The 25792-nt window shown below is 69.0% G+C and carries 23 protein-coding genes, 3 pseudogenes and 1 riboswitch; of the genes and pseudogenes, 10 read left to right on the top strand and 16 right to left on the bottom strand.

What is annotated here, in order from left to right; translation table 11 throughout:
• Window positions 1–39: 39 nt before the first annotated feature.
• Window positions 40–252, bottom strand: a pseudogene (locus tag STRNI_RS39110) (aldehyde dehydrogenase family protein); the annotation flags it as partial.
• A 211-nt stretch (window positions 253–463) separates the two neighbouring features.
• Window positions 464–642, bottom strand: a riboswitch (cobalamin riboswitch).
• A 64-nt stretch (window positions 643–706) separates the two neighbouring features.
• Between STRNI_RS39110 and STRNI_RS39105 the strand changes: the two are divergent.
• Window positions 707–1633, top strand: coding sequence for a cobalamin-binding protein (locus STRNI_RS39105; RefSeq protein WP_277412991.1), 927 nt, complete (start codon window positions 707–709; stop codon window positions 1631–1633).
• 278 nt (window positions 1634–1911) lie between these two features.
• Here the strand turns inward: STRNI_RS39105 and STRNI_RS39100 are convergent, their stop codons facing one another.
• Window positions 1912–2646, bottom strand: coding sequence for a S1 family peptidase (locus STRNI_RS39100; RefSeq protein WP_277412990.1), 735 nt, complete (start codon window positions 2644–2646; stop codon window positions 1912–1914).
• A gap of 231 nt (window positions 2647–2877) precedes the next feature.
• Window positions 2878–3624 carry an FG-GAP repeat domain-containing protein gene (locus STRNI_RS39095; RefSeq protein ID WP_159491678.1) on the bottom strand — a complete coding sequence of 249 codons (747 nt, stop codon included), beginning with the start codon at window positions 3622–3624 and terminating at the stop codon, window positions 2878–2880.
• Between the two features lie 427 nt (window positions 3625–4051).
• On the opposite strand from STRNI_RS39095, the pseudogene STRNI_RS39090 reads away from it, so the two are divergent.
• A pseudogene (locus STRNI_RS39090) lies at window positions 4052–5120 on the top strand (YncE family protein).
• 226 nt (window positions 5121–5346) lie between these two features.
• Here the strand turns inward: STRNI_RS39090 and STRNI_RS39085 are convergent.
• A pseudogene (locus tag STRNI_RS39085) lies at window positions 5347–5571 on the bottom strand (transposase); the annotation flags it as partial.
• A gap of 501 nt (window positions 5572–6072) precedes the next feature.
• Here STRNI_RS39085 and rph point away from each other — a divergent pair.
• On the top strand, window positions 6073–8697 hold the full coding sequence (gene rph, locus STRNI_RS39080; protein ID WP_277412989.1) for a rifamycin-inactivating phosphotransferase: 2625 nt from the start codon (window positions 6073–6075) through the stop codon (window positions 8695–8697).
• Window positions 8698–8851: 154 nt separating this feature from the next.
• On the opposite strand, the gene STRNI_RS39075 is transcribed toward rph, so the two are convergent.
• On the bottom strand, window positions 8852–9844 hold the full coding sequence (locus STRNI_RS39075; protein WP_277412988.1) for a PI-PLC domain-containing protein: 993 nt from the start codon (window positions 9842–9844) through the stop codon (window positions 8852–8854).
• A 296-nt stretch (window positions 9845–10140) separates the two neighbouring features.
• Here STRNI_RS39075 and STRNI_RS39070 point away from each other — a divergent pair, with 296 nt between their 5' ends.
• Window positions 10141–10587 (top strand): TIGR03618 family F420-dependent PPOX class oxidoreductase, encoded by a 447-nt coding sequence (locus tag STRNI_RS39070; RefSeq protein ID WP_109886788.1) that lies wholly within the window; start codon window positions 10141–10143, stop codon window positions 10585–10587.
• A 159-nt stretch (window positions 10588–10746) separates the two neighbouring features.
• Here STRNI_RS39070 and STRNI_RS39065 read toward each other — a convergent pair whose 3' ends face one another.
• From STRNI_RS39065 to STRNI_RS39050, 4 genes are all read right to left on the bottom strand, one after another.
• A complete protein-coding gene (locus STRNI_RS39065) occupies window positions 10747–12084 on the bottom strand; it encodes a cytochrome P450 (RefSeq protein WP_277412987.1) in 1338 nt (445 codons plus the stop codon).
• A gap of 55 nt (window positions 12085–12139) precedes the next feature.
• Window positions 12140–13753, bottom strand: coding sequence for an acyl-CoA dehydrogenase family protein (locus tag STRNI_RS39060; RefSeq protein ID WP_277412986.1), 1614 nt, complete (start codon window positions 13751–13753; stop codon window positions 12140–12142).
• A 270-nt stretch (window positions 13754–14023) separates the two neighbouring features.
• On the bottom strand, window positions 14024–14554 hold the full coding sequence (locus STRNI_RS39055) for an EF-hand domain-containing protein (RefSeq protein ID WP_148589464.1): 531 nt from the start codon (window positions 14552–14554) through the stop codon (window positions 14024–14026).
• Between the two features lie 225 nt (window positions 14555–14779).
• Window positions 14780–14914, bottom strand: coding sequence for a hypothetical protein (locus STRNI_RS39050; protein ID WP_266437331.1), 135 nt, complete (start codon window positions 14912–14914; stop codon window positions 14780–14782).
• Here STRNI_RS39050 and STRNI_RS39045 point away from each other — a divergent pair.
• Window positions 14913–15497: a DinB family protein gene (locus STRNI_RS39045; RefSeq protein WP_277412985.1), complete on the top strand. Its 585-nt coding sequence runs from the start codon at window positions 14913–14915 to the stop codon at window positions 15495–15497. The two genes, STRNI_RS39050 and STRNI_RS39045, sit on opposite strands and share 2 nt — an antisense overlap.
• 199 nt (window positions 15498–15696) lie before the next feature.
• Here the strand turns inward: STRNI_RS39045 and STRNI_RS39040 are convergent, their stop codons facing one another.
• Window positions 15697–16404 carry a nitroreductase gene (locus tag STRNI_RS39040; protein WP_277412984.1) on the bottom strand — a complete coding sequence of 236 codons (708 nt, stop codon included), beginning with the start codon at window positions 16402–16404 and terminating at the stop codon, window positions 15697–15699.
• A gap of 100 nt (window positions 16405–16504) precedes the next feature.
• Between STRNI_RS39040 and STRNI_RS39035 the strand changes: the two genes are divergently transcribed.
• Complete coding sequence (locus STRNI_RS39035) at window positions 16505–17179, top strand: TetR/AcrR family transcriptional regulator (protein ID WP_277412983.1); 675 nt, start codon at window positions 16505–16507, stop codon at window positions 17177–17179.
• A 7-nt stretch (window positions 17180–17186) separates the two neighbouring features.
• On the opposite strand, the gene STRNI_RS39030 is transcribed toward STRNI_RS39035, so the two are convergent.
• Entirely contained in the window at window positions 17187–17663 is a 477-nt protein-coding gene (locus tag STRNI_RS39030; protein ID WP_159491658.1) for an ArsI/CadI family heavy metal resistance metalloenzyme, read from the bottom strand.
• 79 nt (window positions 17664–17742) lie between these two features.
• Between STRNI_RS39030 and STRNI_RS39025 the strand changes: the two genes are divergently transcribed.
• Genes STRNI_RS39025 through STRNI_RS39015 form a run of 3 tightly spaced genes read left to right on the top strand, consistent with a single transcriptional unit; the run spans window position 17743 to window position 19674 of the window.
• Window positions 17743–18144, top strand: a complete 402-nt coding sequence (locus tag STRNI_RS39025) for an ArsR/SmtB family transcription factor (protein ID WP_148589459.1) — start codon at window positions 17743–17745, stop codon at window positions 18142–18144.
• Window positions 18141–19262: an ACR3 family arsenite efflux transporter gene (gene arsB, locus STRNI_RS39020; protein WP_277412982.1), complete on the top strand. Its 1122-nt coding sequence runs from the start codon at window positions 18141–18143 to the stop codon at window positions 19260–19262. Before STRNI_RS39025 ends, arsB begins: the two co-directional genes overlap by 4 nt.
• Window positions 19255–19674, top strand: coding sequence for an arsenate reductase ArsC (locus STRNI_RS39015; protein WP_266437314.1), 420 nt, complete (start codon window positions 19255–19257; stop codon window positions 19672–19674). Before arsB ends, STRNI_RS39015 begins: the two co-directional genes overlap by 8 nt.
• Before the next feature lie 138 nt (window positions 19675–19812).
• On the opposite strand, the gene STRNI_RS39010 is transcribed toward STRNI_RS39015, so the two are convergent.
• From STRNI_RS39010 to STRNI_RS38995, 4 genes are all read right to left on the bottom strand, one after another.
• A complete protein-coding gene (locus STRNI_RS39010; protein ID WP_277412981.1) occupies window positions 19813–20271 on the bottom strand; it encodes a MaoC family dehydratase in 459 nt (152 codons plus the stop codon).
• An 87-nt stretch (window positions 20272–20358) separates the two neighbouring features.
• Window positions 20359–21903 carry an acyl-CoA synthetase gene (locus STRNI_RS39005; RefSeq protein WP_277412980.1) on the bottom strand — a complete coding sequence of 515 codons (1545 nt, stop codon included), beginning with the start codon at window positions 21901–21903 and terminating at the stop codon, window positions 20359–20361.
• 19 nt (window positions 21904–21922) lie between these two features.
• Complete coding sequence (locus STRNI_RS39000) at window positions 21923–22801, bottom strand: amidohydrolase family protein (protein ID WP_274733040.1); 879 nt, start codon at window positions 22799–22801, stop codon at window positions 21923–21925.
• A gap of 1 nt (window position 22802) precedes the next feature.
• Complete coding sequence (locus STRNI_RS38995) at window positions 22803–23714, bottom strand: SDR family oxidoreductase (protein ID WP_277412979.1); 912 nt, start codon at window positions 23712–23714, stop codon at window positions 22803–22805.
• A gap of 207 nt (window positions 23715–23921) precedes the next feature.
• On the opposite strand from STRNI_RS38995, the gene STRNI_RS38990 reads away from it, so the two are divergent.
• Window positions 23922–24335: a MarR family winged helix-turn-helix transcriptional regulator gene (locus tag STRNI_RS38990; RefSeq protein WP_229838265.1), complete on the top strand. Its 414-nt coding sequence runs from the start codon at window positions 23922–23924 to the stop codon at window positions 24333–24335.
• 136 nt (window positions 24336–24471) lie between these two features.
• Here the strand turns inward: STRNI_RS38990 and STRNI_RS38985 are convergent, their stop codons facing one another.
• Window positions 24472–25683 (bottom strand): dienelactone hydrolase family protein, encoded by a 1212-nt coding sequence (locus STRNI_RS38985; protein WP_277412978.1) that lies wholly within the window; start codon window positions 25681–25683, stop codon window positions 24472–24474.
• Between the last annotated feature and the right edge of the window lie 109 nt (window positions 25684–25792).

Here is a 25792-nt window from a genome sequence, read left to right as displayed (position 1 = left end):
GTGTGCGTCCTGTCTCCGGCGACAGGACTCACACCGAATCAGCAGCACCCGGGCGCGGCGCTGCGGATTCCACTCGCCCCACTCCTGCTGTGCCGACTCGGCGTCGGCGATCGCCCGTTCGGTGTCCGCCCGCCCGGCCGGCGGGACACGGGCCTGGACCAGGCCGGTATTGGGGTCGTGCACGTCGGCGAAGAGCCCTGAAGTTCCCGGTGCGTGCTTGCCGCCGATGAAATGTGTCAGTTCACGGACCATGAGAGCCTGCTCTCGTCAGGTGAGATCCGGGGATGGCACGGCAGGCCGAAGACAACACCCGGTGGGGCGTGTGTACGGGCGGGCCGTGGGACGCGAAGGCCGAGAGCCGTCGCGGAGCTAGGGGTTGGCGTGCGCCACCGCTTGCTCCGCCGGATCACCTGGGTCGTGGGTACGGACCGGTGCCATGCGTGTCTGCTCCATCCTCGTGGACAACACGGAACACCCCGCGGCCGGTATCCTGACTCCTGGATCAGCGCGTACTCCCCGGCCTTCCCGACGGATTCCTCCGTCAGTGGCCTGTCCTGCTCGAAGAGCACACTTCCCGGTCACAGTGGCGGGACCGCGCCGGATTCACACCGCCTTCCCTGCACCGCGGGCCTTGCCCCCGAACACATAGTTGGACGTCCTAGTAAGTCCACCCTGCCCCGCCGCAGGAAGGGGCTAGGGTCGGAACATGCGCATCGTCTCGCTGCTCCCGGCGGCCACCGACCTCGTGGCCGAGCTCGGTCTGACCGCCGATCTGGTGGGCCGCACCCACGAATGCGACTGGCCGCCGGGGGCGGTCGCCGGGGTGCCCGTCGTCACGGCTGCCGAGTTCTCCGCGGACACCCTGAGCAGCCGGGAGATCTCCGACGCGGTGGGAGGCGCCTCCCACGCGGGCTCCTCGCTCTACACCCTCGACACTCAGGCTCTCGCCGCCCTCACTCCGGACGTGGTCCTCACACAGGACCTCTGCGACGTCTGCGCGGTGTCGTACAACAACGTCTCCCAGGCCGTCCGGGTCCTGGACGCCGACACCAAGGTGCTCAGCCTGGAGCCGCGGACCCTGGGCGATGTACTGGACTGCCTGGTCACCGTGGGCGCGCTGCTGGGCGTACGCGAACGCGCCGAGCGGCGGCGGGAGCAGCTCCGCGCACGCCTGGCAACGGTGGAGCGGCTGACTGCCGGGCTCCCGCGGCCGCGTGTGGTGGCCATCGAGTGGCTCGACCCGCTCTGGCCCGCGGGGCACTGGGTACCGGAGCAGGTCACCTGCGCCGGTGGCACGCCGCTGCTCGCGGCGCCGGGCGAGCACACCAGGCCGATGGAGTGGAGTGCGGTACGCGCCGCGCGCCCCGACGTCCTCCTCGTGCTGCCCTGCGGCTTCAGCCCCGACCGGACGCTGCAAGAGCGCAGTCTGCTCACCGAACTGCCGGGCTGGAACGAACTGCCCGCCGTGCGCAACGACGCCGTCTGGGTCCTCGACGGGCCCGCCTACTTCAACCGGCCGGGCCCCAGGGTGGTCCGGGGCGCGGAGGTCCTGGCCCATGTCCTGCACTCCGTCGACGTGGGCGAACCCGTGCTGCCGGGTGAGGCGATCCGGCTGTCCGAAGTGGAGGGCTGACCAGAAGCCGGCCAGCCGGGCCAGGCACCACCTGACGACCCTCGTGCGCCGCCTCATCACCGGCGAGGCCGACTATCCCCGCAGCACCTGGAGTTGCCCGCACTGCCAGAGGCCGTCGGGCGGCCCGATGGTCTCCAGGGTCTCCTTCCCTGCGAGCGGCCTGAGCTCGACCAGGGAGGGCGGCGAGCCGGTCTGGCACTGCGCCTGGCCGGACTCGCGGTGTGGCTTCTGTGTGTGTCGCGGCAGCCGGCTGCGTCCGCTCCTGCCCGTGCTCTGCGCTATTTCCGGGTGACCGAGTGGATCCAGGCGAGTTGCTGGGAGATCTCCCCTGCCTCGGCGATCTTCTCCCGGTCGGAGCCGTCAAAGACGCCGAGGAGGGTTTCGGTGCCGCGTGGGCCGATGCTCATAACCGGGCCTCCGGAGTCGCCGCCGGCGGGAATCCCGGACACCTTTTCCATGCAGAAGTCCGAGCCGCCCGGTGCGGTGTAGCCGGCACATCGGGGGTCGTCCGGCCGTACGACCCGGAGTTCCGACTGCTTGAGCACCGGGGACTGGCAGGTGTTTTCGTCCCCGTCGCACGTGGCGCCCCACCCGTACTGCCGCACGGCCTGGCCGGGGACGGCACGGGCCGTGGCCAAACGCGCCGTGTGGACCGTCATCGGCGGGACCTTGATGAGCATCATGTCGGCGTGCGCGCTTCCCACGCGTCCGCCGGGCACCGGATGGACCGTGGTGCCCTTCCGCACATCGAGGCTGCCGACCCGGAACGAGATCCGTTTGTCGGCGATCGGCTGCGCCTGCTCGAAGAAGCAGTGCGAGGCGCTGAGGATCCACTGGCGTGCGACCGCCGTCCCGGTGCACGCCGGTTTGCCGTCGACGAGCATGCGCACCGCCCACGGGCCGTAGGTGCTCTTCGACCCGCCGATGACGGCGGAGGCCGGCGCGGATGACATCACCGAGCCCGTCCCCAGCAGTAAAACAGTCAGCAGCAGTACACGAACTCGACGCATCATCCGGAACAGCTCCTCTCGTCGGGGCATGGGCCGTTCGGGTGGTGAGATACCCCGCTGGGGTAACAAAGCTCCGGATGGGCTCAACGCAACGGCCAAGGCGCTTCTTTCGGACCTTCGTGGAAGTTCACGGGACGGACCAGGGCCAAAGACGGCACCTTCACCCGCTTGTTCAGATCGGTTCCGGTGCCGGGCGCCGCCGGTGACCGGAGGACCGTCGGCGCCCGGTTGTGGTCAGGAACAGGGCTTGTAGAAGTGCTTCCAGCCGTCGCCGGGCATGGTCGGCGGCTCCGGCGTGGTGCCGAACTCGCCGTACTTCCGCTGCAGTTCGTAGTCGTAGTTCCCCGGGCCGCTGCCCGGCTTCGTCAGGCGCACATCCCGGTCCAGCTGTCCGTCACCGGCGTTGTTGAGGATCGCAAGGTCCGGGTACGCGTCGCCGCCGTAGTTGGCGATCCGCAGTTGCTGAACCTCGCCGTGGTCGCCGATGTCGGAGTGCCGGGACTTGGTGGAGGCCAGGTTCGACCGCTTGAGGGGGCCGGGGCGGTACTCCGCGACGCGCGCCGTCGAGGGGTCGTCCCCACCGGCCGGCTTGACGAGGTTGACGACCATGTCCAGGGTGCCGTCGCGCTGGAAGTCGGCGACCGCGGCGGACGCGACCTCCCCCTTCTTCGCGCCGAGAAGGGCGCTGACGGCGTGCTTGGTGCCGAACGAGCCGTTCGCGGTCCCCCACTGGATCGTCATCCTGGTGCCAGTGAGGCCGGGGTTGCTGATTTTGTCCGGGTGGCCGTCGCCGTCGAGGTCGCCGACCAGCGTCGTGGCATCGGCCAGGCACGGGGCCGTCGCCACGGCTGCCTTGCCGGCCCGTGCCGCGCCGCCCGGGGCCGTCGCGGCGGCCGCATCGGCCTGGAAGCCGGCAACGGTCAGGGGCAGGGTGACGGCCGCGACCGGCACGGCGATCAGGCGTAAGCGCTTACGAAGCATCTTGAACTCCTCATGTCGTTGCTGCGAGGTGAGATGCCGGTAGCGCCCTGGGCGTTGTTGCCCGGATCGCTGTATTACACACCTGTGACGCGCGAACGGGAGAGCGGGACGATCCGGCTGCCCGGCGGAGCAGGCCGCCGGCCGGGCGACAGTCAGACGTCGCCGCCGGAACAGCCTCCCGCGACCACGCTCCATCACTGCGCCGGCCTCTCCACACACCGCTCGCCCGCACAGGCCCTCGCCCCGCCACCACCGCAGGGCGCACCGGACGTTGCACCCGCGCGCCGCCCCGGTGGCATCCCGTACGACGGGCGGCTCGGTTAGGGCGACCGCCACACATCGGAAGTAAAATCTTAGGCAAGCCTAAGCTAAGTTAATGGCTCATGGTCCCTCCGCGGGGCGCCTCTGTGAAGGAGATTGACGCCATATGACCTCACTCGCCCACCGCCTACGCCGTACTGCAGCAATCGCCGTGAGCCTCGCCGCCGGCAGCACTCTCACCCTGACCGGAACCGCGACCGCGACCGCGACCGCGCACTCAGGGAACCCGTGCGGCTCGGTAGCCAGTTCCGCGCCTGTTGCCAAGGGCCTGTACCAGACCGCGTACTCCGAGCGAAACCACGTGCTCTGGGCCACCTCCTCCGTGGGCGAACCGCCGGTCACCAACTCCAGCCTGGTCAAGCTCGATCCGCACACCCTCAAGGTCGAGGCGGTGTACAGACCGCCGGTCACCGACCCGGAGACCGGCGCAGTCGAGGCCGTGTACGGCATAGCCGTCGACGACGAACACAACACCGTCTGGACGACGAACACCCGCGACAACTCCGTGGGCGTCTACAACCAGCGCACCGGGAAGCGCCTGGCCAGCCTGCCCGGCGCGAACCATGCCCGTGAGGTCGTCGTCGACGAGAAGCACAACCTGGCCTGGGCGAGCAGCTTCGCCGACGGCAGCGTCTGTCGCCTTCGACACCCGCACCTACAAGGAGAAGAAGCGGGTCACGCTCGCCGGATCGAGCCCGGCCGGCATGGCGGTCGACGAACGGACCGGAACCGCCTACGCCACCGACTTCGCCAATGACCGGATCATCGAGATCACCCCACGCGCCAAGAGCCCGCGCCTGATCCCGACCGGTGACAACCCGCTCTCGATAGCCCTGTCCAAGGACGGCCGCACCGCCTACTCCGCCGACCAGGCCGCCGGCACCGTCTCGGTGATCAACCTGCGCAAGGGGGCCGTCACCAAGACCGTGCCGACCGGGGCGGGCGCGAAGTCCGTGGCCACCGATCCGCGTTCGGGCCTGGTCCTGGTCGCCAATCGCACCACGGCCACCGTCACGGTCGTCGACCCCCACAAGGGCACCGCCGTCGACAGCCTGACCACCGGCGCCAACACCAACCACGTTCACGTGGCGCACGGCGCGGCGTTCGTGGCCGCCAAGTCCGGCTCCGGCCCCGAGGGCCAAGACCTCCTGCACCGCTTCCCCCTCGGGCACTGACACGCCACCACCGCGGCTCGGTCCGGAGCGGTACCGCGTCCCGCCCACCTCGCCGGAGCGCGGGCGGGACCCGAGCCCCGAGACCGCCACATCTGTAGGACCAGGCCGGTTACCCGCCTCCCCACCTCGGAAGCGGAACGGCCCCCGGCAGGACGCCCCAGCCCGCGAGCGCCCCGTGACGACCACCCGAACCGTTCCCCCCGAACCGTCCCCACCGAAACGGGATGTCGCGCCACTGCCGGAAGCGGTGGTGGACGGCCAACCAGGCGCCGAACTCCCGCGGCATCTCCCGCCACTGCCCGCCGGTCTTGAACCGCCAGATCACGCCCCCGAACTGCTGCCGCAGCAGATCGGGGTACGGGCCGTACTCACCGATCGGCAGGTACGGCCCGATGAACTCCCACTCCGTATCGGTCGGGCGTCGGCGCCGGCCGCTGTAAGTGGTGCGCAGGAGGAGGATCTGGCCGGTGCGGCGGGTCAGCTGCCTGGGCCGCCGTCCCGTACCCGTACGCGGCGCGCCACCGCTTCGCGAGCGAGAGGCTTGTCGGTTCCAGCGGACGCCAAAAAGCAAAGGCAAGGAGATCTCTCTCCTTGCCACTCTTAACTTATAGCGCACTGGGGGGCTTGCGGCAAGACCCGGGTGGTGGCGCAAAATCATCGGCCGAGGCCACAACCTGCGGAAACGGGGGCACGACGTGCGTGTGTTGGAGACGTATGGGGGACGCGGTGACGTCGAACCAGCGGTGGGACCGGCAGTCCGGTCGCGAGCGCTCGGGGCGGTGGTGCGGGGGTGCGCGCCACCCGACTCGGCGGAGCGGTCGGCCGACTCGTCGGAGGGAGGGCAGCCAGAGACGAGGGCGTGCCTGACGAGAGGTTCGACAGAGGTGGAGGCGCCGGTGATTCGATCGGCCACTGCAGTGCAACGGGACACGACTGCCTCGGAGGTATCGCGATGATCGAGCAGTACGTGTGGGATCTTCAAGAGGTTGACGAGACGCAGGTCGCGGTCGTGGGCGGTAAGGGCGCGCACCTGGGCGGGCTGTCGCGGATCGAAGGCATCCGCGTGCCGGCCGGCTTCTGCGTGACGACGGACGCCTTCCGGCGGATCATGGCGGAAGCGCCGTCGATCGACGATCGGCTCGATCAGCTGTCGCGCTTGAACCCGGACGACCGGGAGGCGATCGGGACGCTCAGCGCACAGATTCGACGGAGCATCGAAGGGACTGCCATCCCGGGCGATCTCGCGGCGGCGATCACCCGCGCGCTCGGCCGGCTCGGCGACCAGGCTGCCTACGCCGTCCGATCCAGCGCGACGGCCGAGGACCTGCCGACGGCATCCTTCGCCGGCCAGCAGGACACGTATTTGAACGTCGTGGGACCGGCGGCGATCCTCCAGCACGTCAGCCGGTGTTGGGCCTCGCTGTTCACCGAGCGGGCCGTGACCTACCGCCAGCGGAACGGCATCGACCACCGTACGGTCGACATGGCCGTGGTCGTGCAGCAGATGGTCTTCCCGCATGCGGCCGGCATCCTGTTCACGGCCGACCCCGTCACGGGCAACCGGAAGGTCGCCACCGTGGACGCCGGATTCGGCCTCGGCGAGGCACTGGTCTCCGGCCTGGTGAACCCGGACGTCTTCACGGTGCGGGACGGCGAAGTCGTCGCCAAAGCAATCGCCGCCAAAGAGCGTGCCGTTCAGGCCCTGCCGGCCGGCGGCACTCAGGAAGTGGCGATCGACTCGCAGCGGCAGGAGCAGCCGGCGCTGACGGATGCGCAGGTCGTGCGGCTCGTGCAGCTCGGGCGGCGGATCGAAGCGCACTTCGGCCGCCCGCAGGACATCGAATGGTGCCTGGTTGATGATGGCTTCCGGATCGTTCAGAGCCGGCCGATCACGACGCTGTTCCCCATCCCCGTAAGCGGCGACCAGGAGAATCACGTCTACGTCTCCGTTGGTCATGGGCAGATGATGACCGACCCCATGAAGCCCCTGGGGTTCTCCATGTGGCAGCTGACGGCCATGGTGCCGATGCACGAGGCCGGCGGGAGGCTGTTCGTCGACGTCACCCGGCGCCTGGCCTCGCCCGCGAGCCGCGCCGGTCTCCTGGACGTCCTGGGGAGAGGCGATCCGCTGATCAGGGACGCTCTGGAGACCGTCCTCGACCGCGACGATTTCGTCCCCTCGCTCCCGGACGCGGGCCCCGGCGGGCCGCCGGCCGGTGGTGCGTCCGCCCCGAGCGAGCCCGATCCGGCCATCGTCACCGAGCTGATCGAGCGCAGCCAGGCGTCCATCGCCGCGCTGGAGCGCGACATCCGGACGAAGACCGGACCGGCGCTGTTCGACTTCCTGCTGGAGGCCTTCGAGGAGCACAAGCGGGTCCTCAGTGATCCGTTGAGCATGCAGGCGATCATGGCGGGGATGGAGGCCACGTGGTGGCTCAACGACCAGCTGCAGGAGTGGCTGGGCGAGAAGAACGCGGCTGACACGCTCACGCTGTCCGCCCCCGACAACGTCACGTCGGAGATGGGACTGGCGCTGCTCGACGTCGCGGACGTGATCCGCCCGCAGTCGGAGGTGGTGGCGTTCCTGCAGGGCGTCGAGGACGAGGGCTTCCTGGACGAGCTGGCGAAGCTCCCGGGCGGGACCGAAGCGCGCGACGCCATCGAGGGGTACCTCGACCGGTACGGCATGCGCTGCGTCGGCGAGATCGACATCACGAGGCCACGTTGGCGCGAGCGCCCCACCACGCTCGTGCCCGTGATCCTCGACAATGTCAGGAACTTCGAGCCGGGCGCCGCCGAGCGGCGCTTCGAGCAAGGACGGCAGAAGGCGCAGAAGAAGGAACAGGACGTGCTGTCACGCTTGCGGGCCCTGCCGGACGGGGACCGGAAAGCCGACGAGGCCAAGCGGATGATCGACCGGGTCAGAACCTTCATCGGGTACCGGGAGTACCCGAAGTACGGCATCGTCAGCCGCTACTTCCTCTACAAGCAGGCCCTGCTGGAGGAGGCCGAGCGCCTCGTGCAGGCAGGCGTGCTTCCTGAGAAGGAGGACATCTTCTACCTCACGTTCCAGGAACTCCGCGGCGTCGTGCGCTCGCAGCAGGTGGATGACCGGCTCATTCAGCAGCGCAAGGAGGCGTTCCGGTCGTACCACGCGCTCACACCGCCCCGGGTTCTCACCTCGGACGGTGAGGCCGTCACCGGGGCGTACCGGCGCGACGACGTGCCGGCCGGCGCCCTGATCGGCCTGGCGGTATCCGCCGGGACCATCGAGGGAAGGGCCCGCGTCATCCTGGACATGGCGGACGCGGATCTCGAAGCGGGCGACATCCTGGTCACGCCCTTCACGGACCCGAGCTGGTCGCCGCTGTTCGTCGGAATCGCGGGCCTGGTGACGGAGGTGGGCGGCCTGATGACCCATGGCGCAGTGATCGCCCGGGAGTACGGCTTGCCGGCCGTCGTGGGCGTGGAGCAGGCCACCCGGCTGATCCGGGACGGGCAGCGGATCCGTGTGCACGGAACCGACGGGTACGTCGAGATCCTGGGGGGTGCAACAGGCGGCGATCTGGTCGGGTAGCCCGCCGCGGCCGGCTCAGCTCGGCAGCGTGACCGGACAGCGAGAGCTCACCCGCGCCCAGCCGTGACCGTGGACCGCCGCGTACGACGCGGTCCACGGTCCGGGCGGCGACGGCGCCGACAGGAACCGGGGCCGGGCGGGGCAGCTCGGGGCGTCAGCTGCCGAAGGGGATGTCCCGAGGGGTGGCCATACGGCGGGTGTCCGGGTGGGCCTTCACATAGTCCGTGATGTACGAGAGCGACTCCCGCACCGCGCTGTCGTCCGTGCCGCAGCCCTTCGGTCCGCTGACACCGTCCGGGTAGCACGACATCCGGTTGCCGTAGATCAGGCTGTCCACGGCGGCACTCCCGCCGGACGCGTCGAGCAGGGTGGCGGCACGCTCCCCGTCGCCCTTGCCCACCGTCCAGCCGACGGTCTGCCCGAGCTCTCCGGCGTCCCGGGCCTTCCTGCCGGCCTCCAGCTCCTTCCGGATGCTGTCGAACTTCAAGGCCATGTTGAACTCGCCCTTGTCCATCACGCGCTGGTTGCCGGGGACGTTCGGCCCGTGCTCGGCGAAGCCGTCCCGGACCTGCGCGTAATCGCCGCTGTAGCTGACCGCTTCCTTGGAGTTCAGGTCACTGAGGGCGTTCTTCCAGCCGCTGCCGCCCTCCTTGCCGTAGAAGCCGTAGAGCACCCGGATTCCCCTGCTCTCCAGCTTCTCGCGCGCCAGGTCCCGGAGCGCGGCCACGGAGCAGTGGCGCCACTTGGGGTCGCTGCTGTCGCACCAGTCGGGGTTCTTCATGTCCAGCCAGACGAAGGAGACCTGACGCCCGTCGTCATGCTCCTTTGCCACCTGGTCGAACATGGCCGACATGGTGTCCCCGTAGCTGGTGAGAGTGCCGTCGTGGTCGGCCCACCAGCCCTTGCGCCAGGCCGTTGCGTCCATCTCCAGCGCGTTGGCCCCGTTCTTGAGCGCCGTGGTCACCCCGCCCGTGGTCAGCACCCGGTGGGCGATGGCCCAGGTGGGGCGCTGCTCGGTGGTGCTGGGCGCGGTCTCGGAGGGCTCTTCCTCCGGTCCGGCCATTGCGACTCCGGTGCCCAGGGTGGCTGCGGAGGCGACCAGAGCCAGCGGCAGCAGTATGGCGCGAAGCGGACGTGGGGCGGCCATGAGGACGGTCCTTTCCGTTGCACGGGCTACGTGTGGCGGCAGCCCGTGTGCCGTGCGGTGGCTGCCTGCCCTACAGGCAGACGGCGGGCCAACTGCCCGCAACTGCAAGCACTGTACGCCAAGTTACCCGCGGGTAAATATTGGCTGCGGACCGTACACAGCTGCCCTGGTCGCGTGTGGTCGAGTAGTTGGAGATCAACGATGGTCCCCGACTGCGCGACCGCATCATGAGCCTGCTGCGGAATCCACGGATCCCTCCGATCCGTCCCGGTGATCATGGTTGGTAGCCTCCCGGGATGACTGCGATCTTTGACGAAGCCGTCCGCGCCCGGCTGCAAGCCCCCAACATCTGGTACGTCGGCACTGTGTTCGCCGACGGAGCACCGCAGGTCAGCCCGATGTGGGTCGATCTGGAGGGAGAGGGTGAGCTGATGTTCAACACCTCGGTGGGCCGGGTGAAGGAGGAAAACCTGCGCCGCGACCCCCGCGTCTATCTCTCGCACGCGGACGCAGCCGACCCCTTCGACCGGGTGCAGATCAGTGGCGAGGTGGCCCGCTTCATCGAAGGCCAGGAGGCGCACGACCACATGGACCGGCTGGCCCGGAAGTACCTGGGCAGCGAACGGTTCGAGTGGATCATGCCCGGGGAGCAGCGGGTTGCGGTGATCGTGCGCCCGGTCAAGGTGCGGCACATCGTCGGGGTGGAGCGGTTCCGGCCCGGCGGCCCCGTCCCCGCACCCTGACCGGCCCACCCAAGCGCCGCCCGCTCTCCGCGCAGGGGGCCTTCCGGCCGGTCGTGGCGATCCGTCGCCACCAGCTTCCTCTCACGCGAGTTCCGGCCCCAGCACTGACCAGTCGAACTCCGGCTCGTTCAAGGTGATTTGGGCCCTGCGGGTCCGGTGCTACCGGCGTGCACGGAGCCGGACCCGTCCGCCCTGGGCGGGTACGAGCGTCACCGACACGAGCCGAGCCGGTTCCAGAGGGCCGGCCGGCTCGGGAACGGCCGCCGCGAGGATCTCCCTCAGGACGGTCTCGGTTTCCAACTGGGCCAGCGACACCCCGATACAGCGCCGCACGCCGCCGCCGAACGGTGTCAGCGAGTAGGGCACCGGGTCCGTGCCCACGTGGCGCTCGGGCCGGAAGGCGTCCGGCTCCGGCCACAGCTCGGGGTCGAGGTGAGTGAGCGAGAACAGTGCCGCGACGAAAGCGCCCCTCGGCACCGGCCGGCCGCCTAGCTCCGTGTCGTGCGCTGCGGTGCGCATGGCGTTGTAGACGGCGGGGCGCAGCCGGCCGGACTCCTTGATGGTCGCCTTGAGCAGGCGGCCCGCTCCCTCGTCGAGGTCGGCGATCAGGTCGTCGCGGGCGGCGGGATGGTGGGCGAGCAGGTGCAGTGTCCAGGCGATGGTGGTCGCCGTGGTCTCGTAACCGGCCAGCACGAGGCCGGTCAGCTCGTCCAGGAGCTGTGCGTCGTCCAGCCCGGCCCCGTGCTCGTCACGTGCGTCGAGCAGCATGGACAGCACGTCGTCGCGGTGGGCGTGGTCGGACTCGGTCCGGCGTGCGGCAATCTCCTCGCGGGCCAGGTCCCGTACGGTCGCGCGGAGCCGGTGAAAGCGGCCGCCCGGAGAGAGCGGTCCGAGATCGCGCTGCAGCGGCTTGGGCAGAAACAGGACGGCCAGGTTGCCCATGGCGACGAACGAACTCAGCGCGGTCCGGAAGGTCGCGATGCGGGCGGGGTCCGTCAGGCCGAAGACGACCCTCAGAATGACGTCGAGCGTCAGTCGCTGCGCCCAGGGCCGCAGGGGCACGCCATCGCCGGACAGCAGAGCGGGAAGCTCGGTGTGCACAAGTTCCCGCACCCGCTCCGTCCAACGGATGATCCGGGCCCCGTGGAACGGGGGCAGCAGGAGTTTGCGATGGCCCAGATGCACGGGTGGTGGCGTGCAGATCAGCGAACCGCTGCCTACGGCGGGCGCCAGCAGGGCAGCGGCATCACCGCCGGTGAACCGGGCGTGGTCGGTCAACACGGCCCGGTTGGAGGCAGCATCGGCCGCGCACACCAGGGCACCGCGGTAGGGGAAGGTGCGGAGCGAGAAGACCGGGCCGAACCGCCGGCGCAGGGATCGCGCATAGCCCTGGGGTTCCAGGAGCATCCGTGCCGTCTGCACGGCCCGCGGCGCACGGGCGGCCGGTGGGAAGAGCCGCGGATCCCACGACGGCTCCCGGGTGAACGCATCGTTCATGGCCGGTGGTACTCCTCGAACGGTGGACGGTGAACGGCGAGCCCATACGACCGGCTCAGCCGAGCGGAGCCGGCTGCCAGGGCCCCTCCGGGTCGTCGTAGGCGGCTTCGTAGCCGTCAGTGGCGATGGGGGCCTGGAGGATTGCGTCCGGAATGGCGAAGGCCTCCACGAGAGCGAGTGCGTCGGGGGCCAGTGCGGCACTGACGCGGTCGACGGCGGGGGCCAGGTCCCGGACCGCTTCGGCGGTCAGATGCCCGTCCGCCAGCAGCAACCCCGCGTGGGGCGCGAGGCGTTGCAGTGCGAACAGCTGGAAGAGCCGCTTGAGCGGGCGCCGCGTGGCGTCATCTATGACGCGGTCGGCGGCGGCCAGGAATGCCTGGGCGGCCCGCCGGGTGGCGTACGCGTCGACGAGGTCCAGCGCCGGGTTCACCGCATGGTTCCAGCGTTCCATCGGACCGGCGCCGGGGCAGCTGAGCCGGCTGCGGGCGTACTGATGGCAGTACAGCTCATGGCGCACAAGCAGGTCGAGCAGGAGAGCGCAGTCGGTCAGCGGGCCGGTGCGCGCGGCGGGCGGCGGGGGCGGGCTGTAGCCGCGCCCGATCAGCATGTCGGCGCCGGCCTTGGTCCAGATGACCAGGTTGTCGCCTTCGGCGGTGATGGTGCTCTCGATCGGCGTGAGCAGGTCGACGATGCGGTTGGCCGACAGCAGCCCCTGGGCACCGCAGCGTTCCCGGCTCTCGACCACGATGTCCCTGGACTGCCATGTGATCCAGCCCTTCGCCGCTGCGACGAGAACCTCCGCCTCGGCTGTCTCGGTGCTGTCCGGACCCGCACAGCGGCGGGTGGTCTCGCGCAGCAGGAACGTCGCCGCGTAGGCGCGGGCGGTGGCCCCGAGCAGTCTGGTCTGGTGGCAGCGGTAGTCGAAGACCGGTACGCCGGTCCTGCTTGCCGGGGCGAAGGTGTGCCGGCGATGGGCATACCGCACGGAGATGGTGAGGCAGGCCCGGGCCCCGGCCAACGCCGCCGCGCTCAGGCAGAGCTTGCCTGTGGTGACGCGCTGGATGGACCGCAGGAACCGGCGGCGACGGCTGCCGAACGTGCTGTGGAAGGCGCCTTCGGTGGTCAGGTCCGCGTGGTCGCCGGCCAGCAGCGCCGTACGCGGCAGTCCCACCTGGTCGAACGAGGTGATGGCGTGATCGACGGCCGACCCGGGAATCTCCGAGAGGGGGCGCATCCGGATACCGGGCAGCGGCCCCTGTCCGTCGCGCAGCGGAACAAGGAACAGGAACACTCCGCAGTCCTGGTCGCGGACGATCAGCCTGGCCGCGACCAGACCGCTCTTGGGCCCTCCGGCCGGGCCGGTGTTGGGCATGAACTTCTGCGCGCCGAGCGAGGGCGTGTGCAGGACGAAGGTGTCGGTTTCCGTCCGGTAGGTCGCCGTGGTCTCCAGCTCTGCGGCGTTGTTTCCATAGCCGAGTTCGGTGATCAGGGCCGTGCCGTATTGCCGCAGCCGGGTGAACGGCAGGAGGTCGATCGTGCGCCGGGGATCGAGGCGCAGGAGGCTGCCCAGGAACAGGTTGTAGTGGATGGTCGCCAGAGTGGTCAGCGAACCGTCGACCACGCCCAACCACTCGTGCAGCGCCACCAGTTGGTCAGTCGCGGTCACCATGCCCGCGACAGACTCGATTTCTTCGTTGACGACCCGTAAACGCTCATAGGCGAGTTCGGAACGCTCTGCGGGTGACAATCCGTCGCGGTAGCGGAAAACATCCCGGCGGAAGACTTCCGTCCAGGGTCTGTGTAATTGATCGAAACGCCCGTCATAGAGCACTTCGGTCAGTAGCGGTACCTGCAATCGGTCCGCCGGGGCGGCGGTGCTGTGGGCCGTAGCGCAAGAGCCCGTTCCCACCGCCGCGATCGCGTCCAATGTGGGATTACCTCAGAGTGCGCCGAAGAGCAGATGGCTTGGGGTACCGGCCGGTTCCTCATTGCGGTAGTACTGCGCGGCGGAGGTCATGAGCTGGTCCTTCGTCAGCTGCCCGTCCGGCTCCGTCAGGCCATCGAAGGTCGCCCCGGCCTCGGCCGCGGGGACACCGATGGCGGCAAGGACGGTGACGAAGTCCTCCCTGCCGACCAGGCCGTCGTCATCCCGGTCCGCGAGGTGGAAGCCGGCCTGGTAGAGCGGGCCGACCAGTGTGTCGAAATTGACGCTCACCTGGCGCAGGGCCTGACGGAACTCGTCCTTGTCGATCCGGCCGTCACCGTCGGCATCGGCGGTCTCACGCAGGGCCCGCCAGTAGTTCATCATCGCGTCGGCATACTTCTCGCCCTTCGCCGTGCGCTCCTCACTGGAGGCGGTCAGCACCCGGGCGGCCATCAGCTCGAAGTCCTCTTCGGCGATCACGCCGTCGCCATTGACATCGAGCAAGGAGAAAAGCTTCTCGTACTTTTGATCCAGCAGTGCGCCCATGCGGTCCTCCAGTGCCGACAGTTCCCCCGAAGCGGTTCGAGAGTACCGGCGTGCGATCGGGTGAATCGACCCATCACGGGAGCCTCGTTCGCGTGAAAAGCACTCGTCACGGTTGACGCTTTTCTCGAATTCCTGCTCCCACAAGGAGCGGGGCGAGTTGGTCAATGATCCGGTCTGCGGCTGACTTCGAGATCACGATCTCTGCCGGAGCGCTGAGAGGTTGTCTCACGTGGCAAGTTTCGCGAGCTTCTTGTAGCAGGTCAGGGCGGCGGCCATGGCCAGGCCTCGGCTCTGCCAGTCGTTGCGGACCACGTACGGATCTTGAGACCACGAGCAGCCCGTGGCAGGCTCACGCCGCATGATCGATGAATTCGCGAAAGGCAACCTGCACGGGAGACTGCGGCGGGACCGCAAGGCGCTGCTCTGGAAACTCGACGGCTTGTCCGAATACGACGCCCGCCGGCCTTTGACAGCGACCGGGACCAACCTCCTCGGCCTGGTCAAACACGTGGCCACCGTCGAGGCCAGGTACTTCGGCGAGGTCTTCGACCGCCCTTCCCCGGAATCGCTGTCCCGGTGGCAGGACTCCGACGGCAGCGATCAGTGGGCGACCGAGGACGAGACCCGCGATCAGGTCATCGGGTTCTACCGGCGCACGTGGGAACACTCGGACGCGACGATCAACGAGCTTCCCCTCGACGCCCCCGGCCACGTGCCGTGGTGGCCGGAGCCTTATCCCAACACGAACCTGTTCGCCATCATGGTCCATGTACTCGGCGAGTCCATCCGGCATGCCGGGCACGCCGATATCCTGCGCGAGGGCCTCGACGGCCGGACCGGGTTGCGCGCCGAACACGAGAAGCAGATCGACGAGGAAGCCCGTGCAGCCTACTGCGCGAAGATCGAGCAAGCCGCCAGGTCGGCCGCACCAATCAAGGCTTAGCGGTTGTCTCATGTGACTTGATGTTCGTGCGGCATGCTGCCGGTCTAGGCGGTCGTGGGTGCTGATCTGTCGAAGCGTCTGGTTCCTGATGAACTCCGGGAGCCGGCCGCCCCGTTACTGCCGTCGTTCGCTGCTCGTCACAAGATGGTGAGACCGCCTGCTACAAGAAGATCGCGAAACTTGCCACGTGAGACACCCTCTAACAGCGAAAGGTCGTGGTCGCGTCGAGGGCGGCCCTGTCGGTCGTGATGTGGTTGACCGGCGCACTCTCGTCGGCGTAACCGAAGGAGATCCCTACGAGTAGCTTCCCGCGGTCCAAGCCGAGTTCGCCACGAACGGTGTCGGCGTAGAAGCTCAGCAGTCCCTGCGGGCAGCTGTCCAAGCCGTACGCGGTCATGGCCAGCAGCAGCGTCTGGGCGTAGATCCCGACATCCGCGGCCAGTCGTGCCCCGGCGTCTCCGGCGTCTCCGGTGTCTCCAGCTGTGAAGAGGAACGCGACATGCGGGGCGCCGTAGAAGCGCAAACTCTCGGCGTCGAAGGCCGCGCGGGCCGCGTGGTCGTTCCGGCCGATGCCCAGCGCGCCGTAAAGCGCGGTGCCGAACGCGGCGCGGCGACGCTGCTGCGCTATCGAGTACATGTCCTCGCGGTAGGGGAAGTCGACCGTGGTGCGCTGCTCGGCGTGGGCGGCCTGAAGCGCGTCGGCAAGACGGTCCCGGAGCGACCCGCTCACCACCTCGACCTGCCAGGGCTGTGTGTTCGAGCTGGACGGTGCGGCGCCGGCGAGAGCGAAGACCGCACGCAAGGTCTCCTCGGGCACCGGGTCGGGCCGGAATGCGCGGGTCGCGCGGCGGCCCCGGATCAGCTTCTCCGCGTAGCCACTCAGCTCGGTCGGGTGGGACGGGCTCATGGTGGTACTCCTCAGACACCTTAGGTAAACGGAAATGTATACCTAAGCTCGACCGTAACAGTGCCCCCATCTGAAGTAAACGTCTGCGTATACTTGAGGCATGGAGGCAGCGACCACGAAGACCCAACGCCGGGGGCGTGGCGGGCGTGAACGGATCCTGAGCGCAGCCGCCCTGCTGTTCGCGAAGCAGGGGATCAACGCAACCGGTATGGAGCAGGTTGCGGAGGCGGCGCCGGTATCCAAACGCACTCTCTACGCACATTTCCCCGCCAAGAGCGACCTGGTGATCGCCCACTTGCAAGAGCTGGCCGCATCCGGACGGACCCTGGAGAGCGTGCTCACCCGCGAGGATCTCGATCCTCGGGAGCGGATTCTCCGGCTGTTCGACCTCCCGGCACCGGACGCGTCCCCGGTGCGCGGGTGCCCGTTCATCGATGCCGCGGCCGAGTTCCCCGACCCGCACAGCGCGATCCACACGTACGCACGCGAGCAGAAGCTGCTGATGGCGCAGCTCGTCACCGAGCTGGCGGCGGAGCTGGGCGCTGCCGAACCCACCGCGCTCGCCGAGCAGTTGGTCACGCTCGCCGACGGCGCGGCCAGCCGCGCGATGGTGCTGGATCAGCCGGACTACGGTCGACACGCGCGCGCCGCCGCGGAAATCCTGCTCGACCGGGCCCTCATGCCGATGAGCCGAGAAGGTTACGGCCGACCTCGCGGCGGACGCTTGAACCTCCCTCCGTTGCCGACCGCCGCGCCGGAGGAACGGCCTGAGTGAGGCGGTATCAGCCGCTGCCGCAGCCGCAACCAGAGGCCGGCTCAGCGGGCTCGGCAGTGGCGGATTGACTGCCGCAGCAGGCGTCGCCGTTGAGGGCTTCGTTCGCGCCCAACTGGTCGGCGTCGGCCTTGACTACGTAAACCTCCCAGGGCTCCTTACCCGGGCCGTGCACCCACACCTTGTCCTGAAGGGCATAGCAGCAGGAGGTGTCGTTCTCCTCGAAGGTCGCAAGCCCCGCTTCCTTGAGACGGTTGGTGGCGGCGGTGACCTGCTCGGTGGAGTCGACCTCGATGCCGAGGTGGTCCAGGCGGGTCTCCTGGCCCGCCTCGCCTTCAATGAGGACGAGCTTCAGCGGTGGCTCGGCGACGGCGAAGTTGGCGTATCCAGGGCGACGCTTGGACGGCTCGACGCCGAACAGCTTGGAGTAGAACTCCACCGATCCTTCGAGGTCAGCGACATGGAGAGCGAGCTGAACGCGGGACATGGCAATCTCCCCTTGTGCTTGTATTGATGTTCTTCAATGTAAGCTTGCGCCTTGTATTGAAGTTCGTCAACATAGAGGTATGTCGAAACAAGAGCTTGAGGTGCTCGGTCAGACCGACGCCTGCTGCCCGGGGCTGCTGACCGCCCCACTGGACGAGGACCAGGCCGCCGAGCTGGCGACGGTCTTCAAGGCTCTGGGAGATCCGGTGCGGCTACGGCTGCTGTCGATGATCGCTTCCCGGGCCGGCGGCGAGGTGTGCGTGTGTGACCTGACGCCCGCCTTCGACCTGTCCCAGCCGACGATCTCCCACCACCTCAAGCTCCTGAAGCAGGCCGGGCTGATCGATTCCGAACGCCGCGGGACATGGGTGTATTACCGACTCCTGCCGCAGATGACCGACCGGCTCGCCGGCATCCTGACCCGTCCCGCCGGAGAGCCCCTCCCCCAGCCCGCCCAGACCTCTGCGGGAGCCGCCTCATGACCGCCGTGGCAACGGCTGAGGACGCGCCCGCGGGACCCGTCGCGGCCCGCATGACATTCCTGGACCGCTTCCTGGCGTTGTGGATCCTGTTGGCCATGGGCGCCGGCCTCGGGCTGGGCCGGCTGGTCCCGGGCCTGGGGGACGCACTGGCGATGGCGCCGGTCACCGGCGTCTCGCTGCCGATCGCGCTGGGCCTGCTGGTGATGATGTACCCGGTCCTGGCCAAGGTCCGCTACGACCGCCTGGACACCGTCACCCGCGACCGCCGCCTCCTCATCCCCTCCCTGGTGCTCAACTGGATCCTCGGCCCGGCTGTGATGTTCGCGCTCGCGTGGATCTTCCTGCCCGACCTGCCGGAATACCGGACCGGGCTGATCATCGTCGGGCTGGCCCGCTGCATCGCCATGGTCATCATCTGGAACGACCTGGCCTGCGGCGACCGCGAAGCCGCCGCCGTCCTGGTCGCGCTGAACTCCGTCTTCCAAGTCCTCGGGTTCGGCCTGCTGGGCTGGTTCTACCTCTCCGTCCTGCCCGGCTGGCTCGGCCTGGAACAGACCGGGCTGAACGTCTCGGTGTGGCAGATCGCCCGGAGCGTGCTGATCTTCCTCGGCATCCCCCTGGCGGCAGGGTTCCTCACCCGCCGTCTGGGCGAGAAGGCCAAGGGACGCACCTGGTACGAGACGAAGCTGATCCCCCGCATCGGCCCGTTCGCCCTCTACGGACTGCTGTTCACGATCGTCGTGCTCTTCGCCCACCAAGGGGACGCGATCATGTCCCACCCGCTGGACGTCGCGCGGATCGCCCTGCCGCTGCTGGTCTACTTCGCTCTCATGTGGGCCGGTTCCATGGCCCTGGGCAAGGCCGTCGGCCTGAACTACCCGCGGACGACGACGCTGGCGTTCACCGCGGCGGGCAACAACTTCGAACTCGCCATCGCCGTGGCCATCGCGACCTTCGGCGCGACCTCCGGCCAGGCTCTGGCCGGTGTCGTCGGCCCCCTCATCGAGGTGCCGGTGCTGATCGGACTGGTCTATGTCGCCCTCGCCGCCCGCCGCCTCTTCCCCGACACCACCCCGGCCGCCGAGCCGGCCGGCCTCCAGGAGCCCGCCCGTGACTGATCCCCGCAAGCCGTCGGTGCTGTTCGTCTGTGTCCATAACGCCGGACGCTCCCAGATGGCCGCCGCCTTCCTCACTCACCTCGCCCAGGGCAGGGTGGAGGTCCGTTCGGCGGGCTCCGCCCCCGCTGACGCCGTGAACCCGGCCGTCGTGGAGGCTATGGCCGAGGCCGGCATCGACATCTCCGCCCAGACCCCGAAGGTCCTGACCACCGAGGCCGTCCAGGCATCCGACTACGTCATCACCATGGGCTGCGGCGATGCCTGTCCGGTCTTCCCCGGCAAGACCTACCTCGACTGGGTCCTGGAAGACCCCGCCGGCAAGGGAGTCGAATCCGTCCGGCACATCCGCGACCAGATCAAGACCCGCGTCGAAGCCCTGATCGCCGACATCAACACGGAGCCAGAGGGCTGAACGCGCTGTACTCGCTGCCGGGGTCACTGCCGCAGCAACGTTGGGACGAGGGCGAGCGCCAAGTCCCCCGCCCCCTTCGGGAGTCCGCCGACGTCCGGCCCGTTCCGGTTCAGCGGTCGACCAGGGGGGCGGAGGTTGTCAGGCGTAGTGGCGGTAGACGGCGTGGGCCACGCAGGCCAGCTTGTCACTGTCTTCGACCTCTACGGTGAAGGTCAACGGCATCTGCACGCCATTGCCCTTGACGTCCTCCACGGTGCCGACGGCGCCGTGCAGGCGGATCCTGGCGCCGACCGGGACGGGGCGGGGGAAACGGACCTTGTCCAGGCCGTAGTTGACGCTCATGGAGATCCCGGTGATGTCGAGGAGTTCGCCGAAGAGCGGGATGATGAGGGAGAGGGTGAGGTAGCCGTGGGCGATGGGACCGCCGAAGGGGCCGTCCTTGGCCCTCTCCGGGTCCGTGTGGATCCACTGGTGGTCGTCGGTGGCGTCGGCGAAGGTGTTCACCCGTTCCTGGGTGATCTCCTGCCAGTCGGTGCGTCCGAGGTCGGCTCCGCTGAGGGACTTGAGTGCTTCGAGGCTGTTGGCGGTGGTGGGCATGGGGAGTCCTTTCGGTGGATCGGGCAGGGCTGGGTACGGCCCCGATCAGAAGTAGAAGGGGCCTTACAGGTGGGGGCGGTAGCGGCTCTACCGGTGGGGGTCGTCCGCGGGAGTGTTCGCGTAGGAGGCGCGCACGGCGGATTTGACGATTTTTCCGGTGGCCGTGCGAGGCAGGCTGTCCGTGAGGACGACGGACTTGGGGATCTTGTACTTGGCGAGCTTGCCGTGCAGATGGTCGAGGATGCCGGGCTCGTCGGCATGGGCTCCGGGTCCGAGGACGACGACGGCGCGGCCGACTTCACCCCAGGTCTGGTCGGGCACCCCGATGACGGCGCATTCGGCGACGGCTGGGTGGGAGAGAACTGCCTCCTCGACCTCGGCCGGATAGACGTTCTCGCCGCCTGAGACGAACATGTCCTTGGCACGGTCGACGATGTAGGCGTAGCCGTCGGTGTCGGTCCGGGCAACATCGCCGGTGCGCAGCCAGCCACCGTCGGCGAAGACGGCCTCGGTCTCCTCGGGCCGGTTCCAGTAGCCGGTCATGACGTGGGGGCCCTGGACGAGTATCTCGCCGCGCTGCCCCGGCCCGGCGTCGAGGCCGTCGGGCAGCACCATGCGTGTGTCGGTGAAGAAGTGGGGCACGCCGGCGGACCCGGCCTTCGCCGAGGTCTGTTCCTTGTCCAGGAAGAGGATTCCGGGGGACGCCTCGGTCATGCCGTACCCCTGGCTGAAGGCGAGTCCCCGGGCGAGGTACGTGGCGATGGTGCGGGCGGGGACGGGTGCGCCGCCGCAGTTGAGGGTGCGCAGGCTGGACAGGTCCGTGGTCGACCAGCGGGGCTGGGCGGCCATGGCGTCGTACATGGTGGGGACGCCGAACATGTACGTCACGCGCAGGTTCTCAATGGTCTCCAGCACTCGTGTGGCGTCGAAGGCGGTGAGCAGCACCACCCGGCCGCCCTTGAGGAGGGTGGGCAGGCAGGTCATGTTGAGGCCCGCGGTGTGGAACAGAGGGGCGGCGACCAGGGTCACCTCGTCGCCGCCGAGGTCGGTGTCGACGAGGACGTTGACGCTGTTCCAGACGACGTTGGCATGGGAGAGGACGGCGCCCTTGGGGCGGCCCGTGGTCCCGGAGGTGTACATGATCATGCAGGGGTCGTCCGGAGCCACCGGCTCGTCCAGGGGATCGGTGCCGCCGCCGGCGAGGACCTCCTCGTAGCCGAGGGCTCCTTCGTGGGACCCGTCGAGTGTGATCCGGTGGCGCACTCCGGCCTCATCGGCGGCGGCGCGTGCGGCGCAGGCCTGCTCCGGCGCGTGGATGAGGACGGTGCTGCCCGAGTCGGACAAGTTGTACGCCAGCTCCGGTGCGGTCAGCCGGTTGTTGAGCGGGACGAAGACCGCCCCGAGCAGGCCGGCGGCAAACAGCGTCTCCAGGAAGGACGGGTGATTGGGCCCGAGGTACGCGATCCGGTCGCCCCGGACCACTCCCACATCCTGCAGGCCGTGGGCGAGACGCAGGACGCGCTGGTGGAACTCGCGGTAGGTCCAGGCGCGGTCCTCGTGGATGACGGCGACCCGGTCCGGGGTCTTGCGGGCCCGACGCGTCGGCCACGAACCGATGCCTTGGTTCAACACGGCGACTCCTTCCGTTCCTTCACAGACCGAGCAGGCGGGCGGCGTTCTCCTTGAGGATCTTCGGCCGGACCTCGGGCTTGATGTCGAGCTTCTCGAAGTCCGCCAGCCACCGGTCGGGGGTGATGACGGGGTAGTCGGAGCCGAAGAGAACCTTGTCCTTGAGCAGGGTGTTGGCGTACCGCACGAGCTGCGGCGGGAAGTACTTCGGCGACCAGCCGGACAGGTCGATGTACACGTACGGCTTGTGGGTGGCCACCGCCAGGGCCTCGTCCTGCCAGGGGAAGGACGGGTGGGCCAGGATGATCCGAAGCTGCGGGAAGTCCACGGCGACGTCGTCGACCAGCATGGGGTTGGAGTATTTCAGCCTGATGCCACCGCCGCCCGGGACGCCGGCTCCGATGCCGGTCTGGCCGGTGTGGAACAGCGCGGGCACGCCCAGTTCCTCGATGGCCTCGTACAACGGGTAGGCGAGACGGTCGTTGGGGGAGAACGCCTGGATGCTGGGGTGAAACTTGAACCCGCGGACGCCGTACTCCTCCACCAGGCGTCGTGCTTCGCGCACGCCCGCGCGGCCCTTGTGCGGGTCGATGCCGGCGAAGGGGATCAGTACGTCGGGGTGGGCGGCGCAGCTGTCCGCGATCTCCTCGTTGGAGATCCGCGGGTGTCCCGTTGCGTGTTCGGCGTCGACGGTGAACACCACGGCCGCCATGCGGCGTTCGCGGTAGTGCCCGGCCATCTCCTCGATGGTCGGCTGCCGGTGTCCGTGGGCCTTGAAGTACTCCGCGGAGGCGCCGAGCAGTTCGGGGCTGAGCGCCCCGTGGCCGTCCTTGGAGACCTCGGCGTGTGTGTGCATGTCGATGGCGGTCAGCCGGTCGAGGTCGAGCGCGAGGTCGCCCATCTCACGCCTCCGGGGCCTTGGGCGCCGGGATTCCGTAGGTCTCGGGCTCGGCTCCGACGCCGTCCGGCCACTGGGCGGCGATCGCGTCGGCGCTCCAGCCGCCGTCGGCGAAGGCGACCGCCTTCTCCTTCGGGTGCGCCCACAGGGCCAGCCGGTCGCCGCCGATGCCGATCGCCTGCCCGGTCACTCCCTCGGAGGCGTCCGAGGCCAGGAAGGTGACCAGGCCGGCGACGTCCTCGACGGTGCCGAGGCCCTCGTCCTTGCGCAGCCAGTCCGGCAGTGGGACGCCGGTGCGCTCGGCCTCCTCGATGACCGGCGCGAACGCGGGAATGGTCTTGGTCATCTCGGTGGCGGCGACGGGCACGACGGCGTTGACGGTGATGCCGGACCGGCCCAGCTCCATGGCCCACGTCCGGGCCATGGCGACGATGCCCGCCTTGGCCGCGGCGTAGTTGGTCTGGCCGAAGTTGCCGCGCTGCCCGGCGGGCGAGGAGATGAGGACGAGCCGGCCACCGGTGCCCTGCTCCCGCATGCGGACAGCGGCCGCCCGGGCGCAGGTGAAGGTGCCGCGCAGATGAACGCGGACGACGTCATCGAAGTCGTCGTCAGTCATCTTCCACAGCACACGGTCCCGCAGGATGCCGGCATTGGTGACGAGCGCGTCCAGGCGCCCGAACTCCCGCACCGCCGTGTCCACCAGCTCCTCGGCGGCCGCGCTGTCGCCCACCGCCGCCACGGCACCGGCCGCCCTGCCCCCCGCGGCCATGATCATGGCGACGGCGGCATCCACCGCGCCCTGGTCGACGTCGTTGACGACGACGGCGGCTCCCGCCGCGGCGAGGGCCTGGGCGTATCCCAGCCCCAGGCCGCGCCCGCTACCGGTGACGACGGCGACTTTCCCGTGCAGGTCCATGGAGGGTGCCTCTCGTGAGCAGTGTGTGGCATGCCGAAAGCACCGGCACACGCCGGGATCGACAGGGATCCTGATGAACAGCAGTCTGGGCAATCATCAGGATTCCTGTCAATGCTCTAGGGTGGTCGGTACGACCGATGCCCCGAGGCGCCCAGCGCGGGAACGACATGGACCGCCACACGCGGAGACCACCACAGGAGGACGAACGTGAGCACCTCGCTGCTCTACCTGGTCAAGAGGACGGAGCTGGCGGTGCGGGCCCGCTTGGAGGAGCTGCTCAAACCCGCCGGCATCACCGCGCTGCAGTACACCGCCCTCACCGTGCTGGAACGACACGACGGCATCTCCGCCGCACAGCTCGCCCGCGACTCCTTCGTCACCGCGCAGTCCATGGCCGACATGGTCCGCGCGCTGGAGAGCCGCGGCCTGATCCGTCGCGAGCCCAACCCCGCCAACCGCCGCGAGCGCCTCATCCTGCTCGCCGACGCGGGGCGCCGACTGCTCGCCGAGTACGCCGAGCCGGCCCGCGGACTCGAGGAGCGCATGGTCGCCGACCTGACCGCCGAGGAGGTCGACCGGTTCCGGGAGGCTCTGCATCGCACATGGCGGTCCCTCACCTGACCGGGCCGTGTGTCGAATGAATGGTGATCAAGGCCTGGGAGCCATGTTGATCAACATTCCACACACGGCCCGGGAGTCCTTTCAGGAGGCTGGGACTCTGCGAGCGAGCAGCGTGCGGAGATAGCCGGTCGGCTGGTCAGATGTCGTCGCCCGGTCGTTTGTTCACCTTCAGGTCCTTCGGAATCGCCGGCAACAGGCGCTGCTTCGAGGTGACTTCGTGGATCGTGAGCGGATCGGTGAAGGTCTGCTGAGGGGCCCGGTGGAAGGTGACGGCCGGGCCGCCCTTGCGCAGGTTGCCTCCCTTCGGGTCGAGGTCTTCGAGTGCCGGGAGCCGGTAGGACTTGGATTTGCGCAGGGCCTGATCCAGGAAGGAAGCGGTTATCTGAGCAGCCTGGGCCTGGGCCGCCGCCGGTGCGGCGACCTTGGAGGCCGGGCAGTCCCCGACCCCGCCCTCCTTCGTGTCCGTCGGGGGGAGGTTGGTGTTGAGCATGCGGTGACCCGTACCTGCGAGGAGTACATCCGCGGCGACCTTCGTCGAGCCCGACTTGGCCAGTTCCTTCATCTCCTCCAGGCCGGCGCTGGGGTCGACGTCCTCGTCACACCCCCCGCGGAGATTGAGAACGGGAACCTTGTGAGGCACCTTCTCAGCCCCTACGGCGGGCTCAAGGGCCACAACACCGAAGAGGCCGGCGCGCTGGGCGGCCTTCGGTGACAGGACGTAGCCACCACCCCGGCTGTGCCCGACCAGCCCCACGCGTGAGGTGTCGATCCGCCCCTTCACCCCCGGAATGTCCAGGCCGTGGTTGACCCCCTTGTTGAGGTCGGAGAGCAGCCGCAGATGTGCGTTGACCAGGTCCGTGTAGCCCTTTTCCGGAACGGTCTCGCCTGCCCACCAGTGCTCCGGGGAGACCACGTCGATGGACACGGCGGCGAAACCCTTGCGGGTCAGTGCCTGCACGACATGCGACAGACCCACATCGTGGCGCAGGTAGTCAGGGCCGAGGTTGGGGTTGTGCGGTTCACCGGGTGCGGCGCAGACCAGGGGCCATCGAGCCTTGACCGGCTTACGGAGAAAGTAGGGCGGCTTGTCGGAGAACGCGCAGTTGTGGTGCAAGCCGTGCATGACGACGACAACCGGGTGCGGCCCTTCTCCCTTGGGCATGCCGAGCACACCGTGCACCTGCGTCGGATTCCCGGGTGGCCTGCTGGTGATCTTGAGAAGGCCGGGGGCGAGCTCATAGCTGGTCAGGCTGGCTCGGTCGCCGGGCTTCGGCTTGGTCGTGGAATCGGTCGTGGAATTGGTCGTGGCATCCGCCGTCGCCTCGGAGGCGCCATACACGATGGTCAAGGCGAGGGCAGCGGTCGCGGCAGTGAAGCTGACAGGCCGGAGTTTTCGTGTATTCACAATCGGGAGGATGCGAAACGGGGATGACGAGTTCCGCTCAGGAGGTGCCGGC

The sequence above is a fragment of the Streptomyces nigrescens genome (assembly GCF_027626975.1).
GTDB classification, from domain to species: domain Bacteria; phylum Actinomycetota; class Actinomycetes; order Streptomycetales; family Streptomycetaceae; genus Streptomyces; species Streptomyces nigrescens.
Note: the sequence above shows the minus strand (reverse complement) of the source record. Positions and strands in the feature narration are given on the sequence as shown.

Coding starts and splice junctions, on each gene's coding strand:
- STRNI_RS39105 (WP_277412991.1), top strand. CDS start 707: ATGCGCATCGTCTCGCTGCTCCCGGCGGCCACCGACCTCGTGGCCGAG.
- STRNI_RS39100 (WP_277412990.1), bottom strand. CDS start 2,646: ATGATGCGTCGAGTTCGTGTACTGCTGCTGACTGTTTTACTGCTGGGG.
- STRNI_RS39095 (WP_159491678.1), bottom strand. CDS start 3,624: ATGCTTCGTAAGCGCTTACGCCTGATCGCCGTGCCGGTCGCGGCCGTC.
- rph (WP_277412989.1), top strand. CDS start 6,073: ATGATCGAGCAGTACGTGTGGGATCTTCAAGAGGTTGACGAGACGCAG.
- STRNI_RS39075 (WP_277412988.1), bottom strand. CDS start 9,844: ATGGCCGCCCCACGTCCGCTTCGCGCCATACTGCTGCCGCTGGCTCTG.
- STRNI_RS39070 (WP_109886788.1), top strand. CDS start 10,141: ATGACTGCGATCTTTGACGAAGCCGTCCGCGCCCGGCTGCAAGCCCCC.
- STRNI_RS39065 (WP_277412987.1), bottom strand. CDS start 12,084: ATGAACGATGCGTTCACCCGGGAGCCGTCGTGGGATCCGCGGCTCTTC.
- STRNI_RS39060 (WP_277412986.1), bottom strand. CDS start 13,753: ATGGTGACCGCGACTGACCAACTGGTGGCGCTGCACGAGTGGTTGGGC.
- STRNI_RS39055 (WP_148589464.1), bottom strand. CDS start 14,554: ATGGGCGCACTGCTGGATCAAAAGTACGAGAAGCTTTTCTCCTTGCTC.
- STRNI_RS39045 (WP_277412985.1), top strand. CDS start 14,913: ATGATCGATGAATTCGCGAAAGGCAACCTGCACGGGAGACTGCGGCGG.
- STRNI_RS39050 (WP_266437331.1), bottom strand. CDS start 14,914: ATGCGGCGTGAGCCTGCCACGGGCTGCTCGTGGTCTCAAGATCCGTAC.
- STRNI_RS39040 (WP_277412984.1), bottom strand. CDS start 16,404: ATGAGCCCGTCCCACCCGACCGAGCTGAGTGGCTACGCGGAGAAGCTG.
- STRNI_RS39035 (WP_277412983.1), top strand. CDS start 16,505: ATGGAGGCAGCGACCACGAAGACCCAACGCCGGGGGCGTGGCGGGCGT.
- STRNI_RS39030 (WP_159491658.1), bottom strand. CDS start 17,663: ATGTCCCGCGTTCAGCTCGCTCTCCATGTCGCTGACCTCGAAGGATCG.
- STRNI_RS39025 (WP_148589459.1), top strand. CDS start 17,743: ATGTCGAAACAAGAGCTTGAGGTGCTCGGTCAGACCGACGCCTGCTGC.
- arsB (WP_277412982.1), top strand. CDS start 18,141: ATGACCGCCGTGGCAACGGCTGAGGACGCGCCCGCGGGACCCGTCGCG.
- STRNI_RS39010 (WP_277412981.1), bottom strand. CDS start 20,271: ATGCCCACCACCGCCAACAGCCTCGAAGCACTCAAGTCCCTCAGCGGA.
- STRNI_RS39000 (WP_274733040.1), bottom strand. CDS start 22,801: ATGGGCGACCTCGCGCTCGACCTCGACCGGCTGACCGCCATCGACATG.
- STRNI_RS38995 (WP_277412979.1), bottom strand. CDS start 23,714: ATGGACCTGCACGGGAAAGTCGCCGTCGTCACCGGTAGCGGGCGCGGC.